The following is a 14,548-nucleotide window of genomic DNA, read 5'->3' as shown; positions in this document are numbered from 1 at the left end:
AATCGCAGCAGGATTCGACTCGTTGGGGCAGGCCTAAAAACGGCCCGGTGTCCACAGAAAAAATTGATTGAATTGAGTCGCATCTCGGGTCATCTTGTGTTCGAAGCTGGTCGCGCCACCAGATCTAGTGTCCTTTTGTGGCCTGTAATCGGGGTTTCGGCGCAAGCGACAGTGATCAGAAACAAAACTTTCGGGGTGTCGGACGATCCGGCCGCCTGACCGGTGCGCTGTCGCGCCGGATGGGAGGGTCGCGCGTGCATCCCCGAAGAAACGAGGGGACAGTCAGGGCATGCGGATCGAACGGCGCTTTACCACGGCCGAGAGCGGAGCTTACGGCGCGCTTTCGTTTACCACCACCACCAGCGAAATCCGCAACCCCGACGGCAAGGTCGTCTTCCGCAATGAGTCGGTCGAGGTGCCTCAGGGCTGGAGCCAGGTCGCCTCGGACGTCATCGCCCAGAAATACTTCCGCAAGGCCGGGGTGCCGGCGCGGCTTAAGCGCGTCAAGGAAAAGGGCGTACCGGAATTCCTTTGGCGCTCGGTCCCTGACGAAGAGGCGCTGGCGAAACTGCCTGCCGAGGAACGCTTTGGCGGTGAGACGAGCGCCCGTCAGGTCTTTGACCGTCTGGCAGGTGCCTGGGCTTATTGGGGCTGGAAGGGCGGCTATTTCTCGACCGAGGAAGACGCACGCGCCTATTACGACGAGATGCGCTATATGCTGGCGACCCAGATGGGCGCGCCGAACAGCCCGCAGTGGTTCAACACCGGGCTGCATTGGGCATATGGGATCGACGGTCCCGGTCAGGGCCATTTCTATGTTGATTACAAGACGGGTAAGCTGGTCCGGTCGGACAGCGCCTATGAACATCCTCAGCCCCATGCCTGCTTTATCCAGTCCGTCGCCGACGATCTGGTGAATGAGGGCGGCATCATGGACCTGTGGGTCCGCGAGGCGCGGCTGTTCAAATACGGCTCGGGTACGGGCACCAATTTTTCGTCCCTGCGAGGGGAGGGCGAGAAACTGTCGGGCGGCGGGAAATCTTCGGGGCTTATGGGCTTTCTGAAGATCGGGGACCGCGCAGCCGGCGCAATCAAATCGGGCGGGACGACCCGGCGCGCGGCAAAGATGGTGATCTGCGACATGGATCACCCCGACATCGAGCAGTTCATCAACTGGAAGGTTATCGAAGAGCAGAAGGTCGCCTCTCTGGTGGCTGGCTCCAAGATGCATGAGCAAAAGCTGAACGCCATCTTTGCCGCGATCCGGGAATGGGACGGCAGCGTCGAGGACGCGACCGACCCGGTCCGCAACGCCGCGCTGAAGACGGCGATCCGTTCAGCCAAGCGCGTGATGATCCCGGAGACCTATATCAACCGGGTTCTTCAATATGCCCGCCAAGGCTTTGATTCGATCGAGTTTCCGACCTACGACACCGACTGGGACTCTGAGGCTTATATCAGCGTCTCGGGCCAGAACTCGAACAACTCGGTGCGCGTGACTGACGCGTTCCTGCGCGCGGTCCGGGAGGATCTGCCGTGGGAGCTGGTCCGCAGGACCGACGGCAAGGTGGCCAAGACCGTCTCGGCGCGCGAGCTGTGGGACCAGATCGGCCATGCTGCCTGGGCCTGCGCCGATCCGGGCGTGCAGTTTCATGACACGATCAACGCCTGGCACACCTGCCCCGAGGATGGTCAGATTCGCGCCTCGAACCCGTGCAGCGAATACATGTTCCTGGATGACACGGCCTGCAACCTGGCGTCGATGAACCTGCTGAGCTTCTGGACCGGCAAAGAGTTCGACGCAGATGGCTATGTTCATGCCAGCCGGCTGTGGACCGTCACGCTGGAAATTTCGGTCCTGATGGCGCAGTTCCCCAGCAAGGAGATTGCGCAGCGCAGCTATGACTATCGCACCCTTGGGCTTGGCTATGCCAATATCGGCGGGCTGCTGATGAACATGGGCCTTGGCTATGACAGCGATCAGGGCCGCGCGCTGTGCGGGGCGCTGAGTGCGATCATGACCGGTGTAGCCTATGCCACCTCGGCCGAGATGGCGGCAGAGCTGGGCCCGTTCCCGCGCTATAAGAAGAACTCGGCGGCCATGCTGCGGGTGATCCGCAACCACCGCGCTGCGGCCTATGGCACCGGCAGCTATGACGGCGTGAATGTTCGCCCGGTCGAACTTGACGCCGCGAACTGCCCTGATCAGCGCCTGGTCGCGCTGGCGCAGGGTGCCTGGGATGAGGCGCTGACCCTGGGCGAGGCCCATGGCTATCGCAACGCGCAGGCCACCGTTATCGCCCCGACAGGAACCATCGGTCTGGTGATGGATTGCGACACCACCGGCATCGAGCCCGATTTCGCGCTGGTAAAGTTCAAGAAGCTGGCCGGCGGCGGTTACTTCAAGATCATCAACCGCTCGGTCCCTGCGGCGCTTGACGGGCTTGGCTACAGCTCGGCCCAGATCGAAGAGATCATCGCCTATGCCGTCGGCCATGCCAGCCTTGGCAATTGCCCCGGCATCAATCATGCCAGCCTTGTCGGCCATGGTTTTGGCCCGCGCGAACTGGAAAAGATCGACGCGGCGCTGGCCTCGGCCTTTGATATCCGCTTTGTCTTTAACCAATGGACACTGGGCGAGGATTTCTGCCGCGAGACGCTGGGTATTCCGGCCGAAAAGCTGAACGATCCGACATTTGATCTGCTGCGCCACCTTGGCTTTACCCGTGCGCAGATCGAGGCCGCCAATGACCATGTCTGCGGCACCATGACGCTGGAAGGTGCGCCGCATCTGAAGCCCGAACATTACCCGGTCTTCGACTGCGCCAACCCCTGCGGCAAGAAGGGGCAGCGTTATCTTTCGGTGGAAAGCCATATCCGCATGATGGCGGCGGCGCAGAGCTTTATCTCGGGCGCGATCTCCAAGACCATCAACATGCCGAACAACGCTACGATTGCCGATGCGCTGGCCGCCTATGAGCTGAGCTGGTCCCTGGGCATCAAGGCCAATGCGCTTTACCGTGACGGTTCGAAACTGTCGCAGCCGCTGGCCTCGGCGCTGGTCGAGGATGATGAGGAGGCTGAAGAGGTCCTGGCCTCGGGCAATCCGCAGGAAAAGGCCACCGTTCTGGCTGAAAAGGTGGTCGAAAAGATCATCGTCAAAGAGGCCGTGCGAAGCCATCGTGAAAAGCTGCCCCATCGCCGCAAGGGCTATACCCAGAAGGCGACTGTCGGCGGGCATAAGGTCTATCTGCGCACCGGCGAATATGACGACGGCAAGCTGGGCGAGATCTTCATCGACATGCACAAGGAAGGTGCGGGCTTCCGGGCGATGATGAACAATTTCGCCATCGCCGTGTCGGTCGGCCTGCAATATGGCGTGCCGCTGGAAGAGTTTGTCGACGCCTTTACCTTTACCCGGTTCGAGCCGGCAGGGATGGTACAGGGCAATGACAGCATCAAGAACGCGACCTCGATCCTTGACTATGTGTTCCGCGAACTGGCGATCAGCTATCTCGACCGTACCGATCTGGCGCATGTAAAGCCGCAGGGCGCGCGCTTTGATGATCTGGGCGGCGGTGAGGCGGAAAGCCAGCCGAACGTCACCCCGGTCAGCGAAGGCGCTTCGCGCTCGCTTGAGATGCTCAAGCAGATCAGCTCGACTGGTTATCTGCGCAAGCGCCTGCCGCAGGATCTGATGATGCTGCAAAGCGGTGTTTCGGTCACGGCGGTGACGGCGGCCGAGGGCGTGGCGATTGCCTCGGCCGGGGTCGCCACGATGGATGCGCGGACCAAGGCGCGGATGCAGGGCTATGAGGGCGATCCCTGCGGCGAGTGTGGCAATTATACGCTGGTCCGCAACGGGACCTGCATGAAGTGCAACACCTGCGGCGCGACAAGCGGGTGCAGCTGATGGCGCGTATCGTATCCCTGTCATCCGCTGCCGGGCCTGTCCGCAAAGGTCCGCTGTCACCGGGCGCGGCTTCCGGGATTGAGCTGATCTTCGGTACCCGCCGCGTCGCACCGACCGCCGTGCGGCGCATCGCGGGCGGGTTTCAGGCCGATCTGCGGGGCGATGCGCTGCTCGCGCTCCTGGACCTGACCTTTCAGGGTCCGGCCCAGGTCGAGATGCTGGGCTGCGGAATGGACCTGCGCCCGTTAGAGGTGACGGAAATTGAAATGCACGGCAATTCGACGACCGTAACCCTGCTTTGCGCGGGCGAAGCGCCGCTGCTGAACTAGGAATCATCGCTGCGATGGCACCTGTTCCGCGTCTTTTGGGCGCGGAACCTTTTTTATTCGGGTGTCTGCGCCTGCCATTGCGGGCAAGTCACGATCAGTTCATTCTTTGCGAGCGTGGTTCATTTGCACCGGGAGCGAAAATCCCCTTGAACATGAACATATTGCCAGGGCGCCTGATGTGCCGTCCCGGCACGGAATGGAGATGATCCAGATGAACAGACCCTTTTCCCGCCATTTCCTGACTGCATCCGGCCTTGCGCTGATCATGGCATTGTCGCCGGCATTCGCGCAGGAGGCCGCGACCCCCGGGGCAGAGGCTGCGCAGCAGGCCGCCAATGAAAACCAGCCGCTGACCGCGCCCGACAGCCAGGCCCGCAAGGACCGGGTCATGCCGGAAAGCTTTGCCGATCTGGTCGAACAGGTCAGCCCTGCGGTGGTGAATATCACCACGACCGCAACAGTTTCGGCGCCGCTTGGCCGCGGGCTGCAACTGCCCGAAGGCAGCCCCTTCCGCGACCTGTTCCGCGAATTCGGCTTTCCCGGTTTCCCGCAGGGTGAAAGCCCCTTTGACGGCGGCCCGCAGACCGAGCAGCGCTCGAACGCGCTTGGTTCGGGTTTTGTCGTCTCGTCCGAGGGGCTGATCGTTACCAACAACCACGTCATCGACGGCGCGGATGAGATCGAAGTCGAATTCTTCTCGGGCAAGACCCTGCCGGCCAAGGTGATCGGCAAGGACGACAAGACCGATATCGCCGTCCTCAAGGTTGAAAGCCCGGAGCCGCTGCCCTTCGTCAAGTTCGGCGATAGCGACAAGATGCGGGTCGGTGACTGGGTGCTGGCGCTTGGCAACCCGCTGGGGCAGGGGTTCTCGGCCTCGACCGGGATCGTCTCGGCCCGCAATCGCGCGCTGTCGGGCACCTATGACGACTTTATCCAGACCGACGCCGCTATCAACCGCGGCAACTCGGGTGGGCCGCTGTTCAATATGGCTGGCGAGGTGATCGGGGTGAACACCGCGATCCTGTCTCCGAACGGGGGCTCGATCGGGATCGGCTTCTCGATGGCGTCGAATGTGGTCAGCAAGGTCGTGGAGCAGCTTGAAGAGTTCGGCGAGACCCGCCGCGGCTGGCTGGGCGTCAAGATTCAGCCGGTGACCGATGATATCGCCGAATCGCTGGGTCTGTCCGAGGCCAAGGGCGCGATGGTGACCGATGTGCCGCCCGGCCCGGCAGCAGATGCGGGCATGAAGGCGGGCGATGTGATCACCAGCTTTGACGGTGGCGAGGTCAAGGATCCGCGTGATCTGGTGCGCCGCGTTGCCGACGCCCCGGTCGGAGAAGCGGTTGATGTCGTCGTTCAGCGTGGTGGCGAACCCGTTGATCTGAAGGTGACCCTTGGCCGTCGTGAGCTGGCCGAAGGCACAGGCAGCGGCAAGGTGGACAGTGCGGCCGAGGCGACCAGCGATGTGATGGGCATGACGCTGGCACCGCTGACGCCGGAGATCGCCGCCGAGCTTGGCATGTCGCGTGACATGAAAGGGCTGGTTGTGCAATCGGTCGATCCTTCGGGCGCAGCCGCCGACAAGGGGCTGGTCGCGGGCGATGTGATCACCGAGGCCGGTCAGCAGCCTGTCGCTGCGCTTGCTGATCTTGAGGCGCGCATCAAAGAGGCGCGCGAGGCCGGTCGCAAGTCGATCCTCGTCATGGTGCGTCGTGCGGGTGAGCCGCGCTTTGTCGCCCTGCCGGTGGAATAAGCATATGAAAAAGGGCCGGGAAATCCCCGGCCCATTGCAAAAAGGGGCGCCGTTCTGGCGCCCCTTTCCTTATTCGGATTACTGCTGAGGCGCGGCGGCCGGCGCGGCGATATCCTTGTTCGCTTCGGCCAGAGCGGTCATGCCAGCGGTAAAGCCCGAAAGCGACATGGGCAGCTTGACCAGCTGTTCTTTCGGGGCGCCAAAGGGCAGGACGCTGATGGTCGCCGCCTTGCCGCGTTTCATCGGAGCAAGCTCGCCATCGGCCAGACCGATACGCGAGATGCAGCCGACGCGGGCGCACAGCATGAAGGGATAGCGCGCCTCTTTGCCGGCATCGATCTGCATTCCCAGACCCGCCTGCAGGTCGGTCTCCAGCGGCGCGATAAAGGTGATCACGGCCTGGACATTGCCGGTCATCGGAATGATCGACGCCTCGGCCACCGGGGCGCCTTCCTGATCCTTGAGCAGTTGGTAAAGCTCGCAGGGATCCTTGCCCTCTTGCGTCTTCATGCAGCGCAGCGTCCAGTCGCCATGGGTCGATTTGGCATAGGGCTGGCCGACCTGAGCATTCTCTTCGGTCGGCGGTTCGGCCAGTGTGGGCGCCTGCGCGGCAGGAGCCTCAGCAGCCGGAGCTGCGGCAGGGGCCTCAGCGGCAGGCGTTTCCGAGCCAGAGGCGGCAGGGGCGGGTGCTTCGGCCGCGGGGGCTTCGGCAGCGGGCTGGGCCGGGGTCTCGGTGCTCGCGTCTTGCGCCATCACGCCAGAGGCGGAAACCGCCATGGCAAGAAGGGCGGCGGTCAGGGTCGCGGATGTCCTGTTGACCATGTTCTCTTCCTTTGGTCCATGCATCGGACTTGCTCCTAGCATTTGTGTCCGGGATTGTCAGGGCACATCGCATCCCGTCACGTCACCTTTGCGTTGGCAATGCCAGAAATGCTGGATTTTCAGGGAATTTCGCAGACAGACCCGGGAAGGCAAGGACCCCGGAACGCAGGTCGTCCCTGCATTCCGGGGTCCCGATACTTACCTTCCCTGCCGGACTGGCCGGTCATCATTGTGCGGAAAGCTAGAGGGCGCGCGCAATGGCGTCAACTATCCTAATAGACAAGCTGTGACAGAGTTATGACGGGGGCATTATCTGGCAAAATCGCAGGCAACGGCGATGAAAAAAGCCGCGCCCTAAGGCGCGGCAGTCCAACAGGGAGGAAGCCGGATCATACGCATTTGCATGGTCCGGCAAGGAACAGACTGGCACAAAATCGTCGGCAAGGTATTGTCCTTTCGTCGTGTGTTGCACTTTTCTGCCGATCCACATGGAGGAAGAATGACCGAAATCGTCGATCTGGAGGCCGGAACGGTATTCGTGGGCGGTGGTGGCGCGAATCATGCCGAGCCGCAACAGCTGCTGTTGAAATACGCCAATCGCCACGGGCTGATTGCGGGGGCGACCGGGACCGGAAAGACGGTGACGCTGCAAACCCTGGCCGAATCCTTTTCCCGTGCCGGGGTACCTGTGTTTCTTGCGGACGTAAAAGGCGACCTTGCCGGTATTGCCAAACCTGGCCGGGCGGAAGGCAAGCTGCACGAAAGTTTCCAGAAACGTGCCGAACAGATCGGGGTCGAGCTGGATTATCAGGAATTCCCGGTCACATTCTGGGATATCTGGGGCAAACGCGGTCACCCGGTCCGCACCACTCCGGCCGAGATGGGCCCCCTGCTTTTGTCGCGGCTGATGGGGCTGACCGACGCGCAAGAGGGGGTGATGAACATCGCCTTTCGTGTCGCCGATGAAGAGGGGCTGGCGCTTCTCGACATGAAGGACCTGCAGGCGATGCTGGTCTGGGTAGGCCAGAACGCCAAAGAGCTGAGCCTGAAATACGGCAATGTCTCGACCGCCTCGGTTGGGGCGATTCAACGCGCTCTGATGGTTTTGCAGAACGAAGGCGGCGATCTGCTGTTCGGAGAGCCGGCGCTTGAACTGGCCGATCTGATGCGGCCCGATGCCTCGGGCAAGGGGATGATCAATATTCTTTCGGCTGAAAGGCTGATGAATGCGCCGCGTCTGTATGCGACGTTCCTTTTGTGGCTGATGTCCGAACTGTTTGAGCAGTTGCCGGAAGTGGGCGACCCCGACAAACCGCGCATTGCCTTTTTCTTTGATGAGGCGCATCTGCTGTTTGACGATGCCCCGCCCGCGCTGATCGACAAGATCGAGCAGGTGGCGCGGCTGATCCGCTCCAAGGGGGTCAGCCTGTGGTTCATCAGTCAGAATCCCGCTGACCTGCCCGAATCGGTGCTGGGCCAACTGGGCAACCGGGTGCAGCACGCCTTGCGTGCCTTTACCGCAAAGGATCAGAAGGCTTTGCGGCTGGCTGCCCAGAACTATCGCCCAAACCCTGAATTCGATACTGCCGAGGCGATCCAATCTGTCGGGACGGGCGAGGCCGTGACCTCGTTTCTTGAGGCCAAGGGCGTGCCCGGCATTGTCCAGCGCACCCTGATCCGCCCGCCTCTGTCGCAGCTTGGCCCGATCGAAGATGCCGAGCGCGCTGCGATCAACACTCAATCGCCAATGGCGCTGAAATACGGTAAATCGCTTGACCGGGAATCAGCGGCCGAACTGCTGGCTAAACGCGCCGAGGCTGCGGCTGTGGATAGCGCAGGGGCAGGGGCTACCGCTGGTGCGGGCCGCAGCGACGATGATGATCTGTGGCAGATGGGCCGCGAACATAATCGCGGGCGTCGCTATAACCCCGGCCTTCAGATCCCCGACAAACCCCGGCCCCGCGCAAGCTCTGGTTCCAGATCGAACAGCGACTCGATTGCCGTGACCTTTGGCAAAAGCCTTGCGCGGCAATTGGGCACCAAGACCGGCCAGGCATTGGTGCGCGGGGTTCTGGGGAGCCTTTTCAGGGGCAAATGAGTGCTTGCGCCAGGGGACGCGGTGCGGCCTCAGCGCATTCAGCCAGAATGGCAATCAGCAGCAGGATATGGCGATGAGGGTCATATCCTGCCTGACCTGTGCGGCGAAACTGGTCGATCCGGTTCTCTTCGGCCAGTAAACGGGTCATGGCGGTGCCCGGCGACGGCAGGTTGTCGCATTTCAGAGGGCGCCGCAGATCGCGTCTTCGGTTCCAGCTCTTAAGCCCGGCTTGCGCTGCCCGCACGAGGGGGCGTGGCCGACGCAAGGTCGGCGTCTCGCGGCGCGGCACAAAAGCGATCACATTGCTCATCATTGTCATGGGGTTTCCCTCGGCCCGTCAAACTCGCCGTGATCATCTGCAATTTTGACGCGTGTTGCGGTTGGGTGCTGTCGTGCGCACGCAGCGGCAAGAATTCTTTAGGAATTATTAGCAAATATTGCCGCATCTCCGCCTGACCCGGTTCCAAGGGACAGGGATGAGAAAACAACCCATGGATGAGCAGATGCCCGCTTGTCTGCAGGAAGCGAAGGAATGACCATGACGATTGTGACGGGAGATTTCGCCCCGGACGCCTTGGTTGCCGCCATACCCGCCGGCGTCGACGCCACGGCTCGAAATCCGTCCGAACCCCAACATGGCCAACCGGCCAAAGACGCTGATCTGCAGCTATATCTGCGCCATGTCGAAGGGGGGGAGACGATCCGATCACTGGCGCGCGAGGCAGGCTGCCATGCCTCGACCATCCTGCGCCGCATCCGTCGTTTCGAGGCGCGAAGGGATGATCCCTTGGTTGATCGTGCGGTCGAGCGGGTGGCGGCGGGCCCTGAGGGCAGGCCTATGGTTGCGCCGGGCAGGACAGGCATGCGGCAGATCGCGCGCATTCTGCGCCGGCTTGCCGAGCCGGGTGCGCAACTGGTGGTGGCCGAGGGCATGGACAAGGCCATTGTTATTCGTGACGATATCCGCACAGCGATCCTTGACCGCGAACTGGCCGAGCATATGGCGATCCGCGCATGGGTCCAGTTGCAGGGGCAGGGCAGGGTCAACCGTTATGTCCTCTCTGCCGAGGGGCGCGAGGTTCTGCGGGCCATCGTCTCGGCACGGCGCGGCACCGCTTTGCCGACGGGTGAGGATTTCGTGCTGGCGACCCCGGTTCGTCCTGCGACAGAGGCCGATTCCAGCCATGCCGATCAACATCGGCAGTGGGAAGAACGAGAGATCACCGATCCCGAGGATGGCCGCCGTCGCCGGACCCGGATCAATATCGCCGACAGCCCGCTGTTAGTGCTGGCACGCCGGCGCGGTTCTGATGGGCTACCCTTTCTGTCCTCTGAACAGGTCGCAGCGGGCGAGCGTCTGCGTGAGGACTTTGAGCTTGCGCAGATGGGGCCGCGAGTTACCCAGAACTGGGATCGCTTTCTGACTGCCGGGGCTGATGTCTCGCGCCAGTCCGTGGGGTATAGCGGCGGATCGGAGGGCGCGCGCAACCGCGTTGCGGCAGCCTTGCGTGAACTTGGGCCGGGGCTGGGCGATATGTGCCTGCGTGTCTGCTGCTTTCTCGAAGGGATCGAGATGACCGAGCGGCGGCTTGGCTGGTCGGCCCGGTCAGGCAAGATCGTGCTGCGGCTTGCCCTGATGCGGCTCGAACGTCACTACCGCGAAACATACGGTCCCGGAGCACCGCTGATCGGCTGATCATTGGGCCGGGGATGGCAGGTATGGACCGCAGGGGGAAAAAGGGCGCCGTAATGGCGCCCTTTTCACGTGCTGAAATGAGGTGGTGCGTTCAGGCGGCAACTTTGGCCGGATTGGCGCGCAGCCAGTCGAGAACCGTTTCCGGCGAGCTGACGCCATAGGGATCCTCGGGGCAATCGTCCATGCGGCCGGGCTCTTCGAACCAGGCTTCGATCTGGCCGTTGTTGACGACTGCGGCATAGCGCCAGCTACGGGCGCCGAAGCCAAGGTTATCCTTGCGCACCAGCATGCCGACTTTTTCGGTGAACTCGCCCGAGCCATCGGGGATGACCTTGACGTTTTTCAGGTCCTGCGCCTTGGCCCATTGGTTCATGACAAAGCTGTCATTGACCGACAGGCAATAGATCGCCTCGATCCCCAGTTCGGCCATCTCGGCAGCGGCTTTCTCAAAGCCCGGCAGCTGGTAGGTCGAGCAGGTGGGCGTAAAGGCCCCGGGCAACGAGAACAGCACCACGCGCTTACCCTTGAAGTAATCGTCGGTGGTCATGTCCTGCCAGCGATAGGGGTTCGGCCCGCCGACGGATTCGTCGCGTACCCGGGTCCTGAAGGTCACTTGGGGAAGCTGATCGCCTGGTTTCATCTTTTGTCCTTTCGTCCTTTCGTCATCGGCTCCTCCCTCTTATTCTGTGATGCTGCGATGCGGCATCGGGGCGTATAGATGCACCCTGTATTGGCGTTGATCAAGGGCTGAAAAAACCGTAAGTTTGGCTGACCTACAGCAAAGGATGCCGACATGGCGGATATGCCCCCGGTTCTGCGCCACCCCGAAAAGGCCCACCGTCCCGACCAGCCCCAGCCGAAGAAACCGGACTGGATCCGGGTCAAGGCACCGACCAGTCAGGGTTACAAGGATACCCGTGACATCCTGCGCAACAACCGCCTTTCGACCGTCTGCGAAGAGGCCGGCTGTCCGAACGTCGGCGAATGTTGGAGCCAGGGTCACGCCACCATGATGATCATGGGCGAGATCTGCACCCGTGGCTGTTCCTTCTGCAACGTGATGACCGGCAAGCCGAATGCGCTGGACGCGTTTGAGCCTGGCCGCGTTGCCCATGCCGTGCAGAAGCTGGGGCTGAAGCACGTCGTCATCACCTCGGTCGACCGTGACGATCTGGATGATGGCGGGGCCGAGCATTTCGCCCAGACCATCCGGGCCATCCGTCATCGCTCGCCCAATTCGACGATCGAGGTACTGACGCCTGACTTTCTGAAGTCGAAACCGGGTGCGCTTGAGACCGTGGTCGCAGCACGGCCCGACGTCTTTAACCACAATCTTGAGACTGTGCCGGGGCTTTACCCCTCGGTCCGGCCCGGCGCACGCTATTTCCACAGTCTGCGCCTGTTGCAGCGGGTGAAAGAGCTTGATCCGACCATGTTCACCAAATCGGGGATCATGGTGGGGCTGGGTGAGGATCGCCAGGCTGTGCTGCAGGTTATGGATGATATGCGCGCTGCCGATGTCGATTTCATTACCATCGGCCAGTATCTGCAGCCGACCTCCAAGCACCATCGGGTGGACCGGTTCGTTACGCCCGACGAGTTCAAGAGCTATGAAAAGGCGGCTTACGGCAAAGGTTTCCTGATGGTTTCGGCCACGCCGCTGACCCGTTCGTCCTATCATGCCGGTGACGATTTCGCGCAGCTGCGCGATGCGCGGCTGGCCAAATTCAGCAACGCCTAAGCGCGAATCTGTGAATGACGCGTCGCCCCGGTCTCGCTGCTGCGCGTCCGGGCGACGTCTTTCTGAGCCTTTCCGGTGACGGATTGCTATGGTGGTTTTTCTTGGGCTGCGGCGGCGAGGACGGTTTCCCGACGCTATTATAAGGCCGGTTTCAGGTGCCTGATGTGTGCGCCGTAAACTGGCACGATGGCATCCCGTGGTTGGTGGCTTATTTGCGTTAAATGACCGACATCGGGTTGGATCATTTATAACCGCTCTGCGAGAACCTGATCACGCAGGCCATGATCTTTGGCGGTGGGGCGTGGAACGGAACACGCACAGAGCAAGAATGTTGAGAGACATATTGAGAGCGCCCCTTGCGCCGGATACGGGTTCTGTTCTAAATCCCCGACAGGCAATGGTTTGCCCGAGTGGCGGAATGGTAGACGCAGCGGATTCAAAATCCGCCGCCGCAAGGCATGTCGGTTCGAGTCCGACCTCGGGTACCAATTGAGATCGCTTGATTTTCTGCGGCTGGTCGCGGTCTCTGATCCCCCCGGTAGAATCGGCGTCCCACCTTCATTCTTTGCTCCCTGTTCGTTCCGACATGGCGTGGGCGGCCCAAGACAGAGACTTCCTGCTCGCCCGTAGGCGATCGTGTCCCACCATCTCCGTGCCCGGCGCCGTGATTCCGGGATCTGAACTCCAGAGCGATATTCGTCAGCTTACGCAATGCGGGTAGCCGCATCACCCGAGGTAGGAGTACCCCACCAAGCCAAGTACAATAGGGGGCCGCTGAACTGGGGCGCGAGGTTCAGCAAGGCACAATCTGGCTGGATGCCTGGGCAGGATTGCGCGCAATGAGGGGCGGCTCAGCTTGAAAAGGGCGCGGCTTTTCAGCCGCACCCTATGATTTGCAGCGATTTACAGCGGAGACTTAGCAAAGGTCGGCATCTGCTGCCCCGTCTGCGCTGAGGTAAGGAATGTCTCGGCCGTGTCCAGCGCCTCGCGGATGGTCACATCCATATCGAGATAGCGATAGGTGCCAAGTCGGCCCACAAAGGTTACGCTCTTCTGGGCCTCGGCCAGCCTTACATACTCTTCCAGCAGCGATTTCTCTTCGACCAGCCGGATCGGGTAATAGGGGATGTCTTCTGGCTCAGCTGCACGCGAATATTCGCGGTAGCAGGTGCTGCCCTCGTGGCTTTCCCAAGGCGAGAAGTGCTTGTGTTCGGTGATACGGGTCCATGGCACCTCTCGGTCGCCATAGTTCATCACTGCGCAGCCCTGATAGTCGCCCTGATAGGTGAAACGCTCAAAGTCCAGCGTGCGATAGCCCAGCCGGCCAAGGCTATAGTCGAAATAACCGTCAAGCGGCCCCGACCAGAAGACGTGGTCGGCCTCTTCGGCCATGGCAGGCGTAAAGGTGGTCTCAAGCTCGACTGTGATGCGCGGATGGTCAAGAATCCCGGCGATCAGCGCCGTATAGCCTTCGCGCGGCATGCCCTGGAAACGATGGAAGAAATAGTTGTCGTCATAGTTAAAGCGAACCGGCAAGCGCTTGAGGATGCTCGCAGGCAGATCCTGAGGCGAGCAGCCCCATTGTTTTTCGGTATAGCCCTTGAAAAACGCCTCATAGAGTTCGCGACCGACAAAGCGCAGCGCCTGTTCCTCGAATGTCTGCGGATCGGTGATCGAGCTGTCGGCCTTGCTTTCGATAAAGGCGCGCGCCTCGTCCGGGCGCAGGGTCTTGCCGAAGAACTGGTTGATGGTGTGCAGGTTCACCGGCAGGGAATAGACCGCATCCTGTGAGGTGGTCTTGACCCGGTTCTGGAACGGCATGAACTCGGCAAAGCGGTTGACATAGTTCCAGACGCCTTCGTCGTCGGTATGGAAGATATGCGGCCCATAGACGTGCAGCATGACGCCGGTTTCGCTGTCCCGTTCGGTATGGCAGTTGCCGCCGATATGCGAACGGCTGTCGATGATGCGGCAATCATGGCCTGCTTCGGCCAATTGTCGTCCGATCACTGCGCCAGACAGACCTGCGCCCACAAGGAGTATCTTCATTGTCTTTTCCCGATTTCCTGCTGTGCGCCATGGCTCATGTCAGCAAGATGAGCGAAGGTCTAGGGTCAATCCACAGCCCTTGCGGCATTCCGCCGGTCTGGAGCGGATATACCGCTTTTTCTTTAGCGTTCGAGTAATTTTTTGTGT

General features: G+C 61.4%; 10 protein-coding genes and 1 tRNA gene. 7 read left to right on the top strand and 4 right to left on the bottom strand.

Annotated features, from left to right (window positions below; translation table 11 throughout):
- Positions 1-289 precede the first annotated feature (289 nt).
- The 3 genes from PARACOCCUSGL_RS0101300 (at position 290) to PARACOCCUSGL_RS0101290 (ending at position 5,995) form a co-directional block, all read left to right on the top strand.
- The gene (locus PARACOCCUSGL_RS0101300; protein ID WP_010392284.1) at positions 290-3,913 is read left to right on the top strand and encodes a vitamin B12-dependent ribonucleotide reductase; all 3,624 of its coding nucleotides are present in this window, start codon (positions 290-292) and stop codon (positions 3,911-3,913) included.
- Positions 3,913-4,242 (top strand): hypothetical protein, encoded by a 330-nt coding sequence (locus PARACOCCUSGL_RS20150; RefSeq protein WP_010392282.1) that lies wholly within the window; start codon positions 3,913-3,915, stop codon positions 4,240-4,242. Before PARACOCCUSGL_RS0101300 ends, PARACOCCUSGL_RS20150 begins: the two co-directional genes overlap by 1 nt.
- Positions 4,243-4,453: 211 nt before the next feature.
- Positions 4,454-5,995, top strand: a complete 1,542-nt coding sequence (locus tag PARACOCCUSGL_RS0101290) for a DegQ family serine endoprotease (protein WP_040601632.1) — start codon at positions 4,454-4,456, stop codon at positions 5,993-5,995.
- Between the two features lie 78 nt (positions 5,996-6,073).
- Here PARACOCCUSGL_RS0101290 and PARACOCCUSGL_RS0101285 read toward each other — a convergent pair whose 3' ends face one another.
- Positions 6,074-6,817: an invasion associated locus B family protein gene (locus tag PARACOCCUSGL_RS0101285; protein ID WP_237701475.1), complete on the bottom strand. Its 744-nt coding sequence runs from the start codon at positions 6,815-6,817 to the stop codon at positions 6,074-6,076.
- A 499-nt stretch (positions 6,818-7,316) separates the two neighbouring features.
- Between PARACOCCUSGL_RS0101285 and PARACOCCUSGL_RS0101280 the strand changes: the two genes are divergently transcribed.
- Entirely contained in the window at positions 7,317-8,915 is a 1,599-nt protein-coding gene (locus tag PARACOCCUSGL_RS0101280; protein ID WP_010392276.1) for a helicase HerA-like domain-containing protein, read from the top strand.
- Here PARACOCCUSGL_RS0101280 and PARACOCCUSGL_RS0101275 read toward each other — a convergent pair.
- A complete protein-coding gene (locus PARACOCCUSGL_RS0101275; protein ID WP_029371264.1) occupies positions 8,902-9,234 on the bottom strand; it encodes a DUF6477 family protein in 333 nt (110 codons plus the stop codon). The two genes, PARACOCCUSGL_RS0101280 and PARACOCCUSGL_RS0101275, sit on opposite strands and share 14 nt — an antisense overlap.
- A 213-nt stretch (positions 9,235-9,447) precedes the next feature.
- On the opposite strand from PARACOCCUSGL_RS0101275, the gene PARACOCCUSGL_RS0101270 reads away from it, so the two are divergent.
- A complete protein-coding gene (locus PARACOCCUSGL_RS0101270; protein WP_010392272.1) occupies positions 9,448-10,611 on the top strand; it encodes a DUF6456 domain-containing protein in 1,164 nt (387 codons plus the stop codon).
- A gap of 91 nt (positions 10,612-10,702) precedes the next feature.
- Here the strand turns inward: PARACOCCUSGL_RS0101270 and PARACOCCUSGL_RS0101265 are convergent, their stop codons facing one another.
- Positions 10,703-11,251 (bottom strand): peroxiredoxin, encoded by a 549-nt coding sequence (locus tag PARACOCCUSGL_RS0101265; RefSeq protein ID WP_010392270.1) that lies wholly within the window; start codon positions 11,249-11,251, stop codon positions 10,703-10,705.
- Between the two features lie 153 nt (positions 11,252-11,404).
- Between PARACOCCUSGL_RS0101265 and lipA the strand changes: the two genes are divergently transcribed.
- A complete protein-coding gene (lipA, locus tag PARACOCCUSGL_RS0101260) occupies positions 11,405-12,352 on the top strand; it encodes a lipoyl synthase (protein ID WP_010392269.1) in 948 nt (315 codons plus the stop codon).
- 404 nt (positions 12,353-12,756) lie between these two features.
- Positions 12,757-12,840: transfer RNA gene (locus PARACOCCUSGL_RS0101255), tRNA-Leu, on the top strand.
- 415 nt (positions 12,841-13,255) lie between these two features.
- Here the strand turns inward: PARACOCCUSGL_RS0101255 and glf are convergent.
- Positions 13,256-14,401 carry a UDP-galactopyranose mutase gene (gene glf, locus PARACOCCUSGL_RS0101250; protein WP_010392265.1) on the bottom strand — a complete coding sequence of 382 codons (1,146 nt, stop codon included), beginning with the start codon at positions 14,399-14,401 and terminating at the stop codon, positions 13,256-13,258.
- Positions 14,402-14,548 lie beyond the last annotated feature (147 nt).

The organism is Paracoccus sp. TRP (genome assembly GCF_000185925.1).
Taxonomy (GTDB): domain Bacteria; phylum Pseudomonadota; class Alphaproteobacteria; order Rhodobacterales; family Rhodobacteraceae; genus Paracoccus; species Paracoccus kondratievae.
The sequence above is the reverse complement of the archived record's forward strand: the minus strand, read 5'-3'. Positions and strand labels throughout refer to the sequence as shown.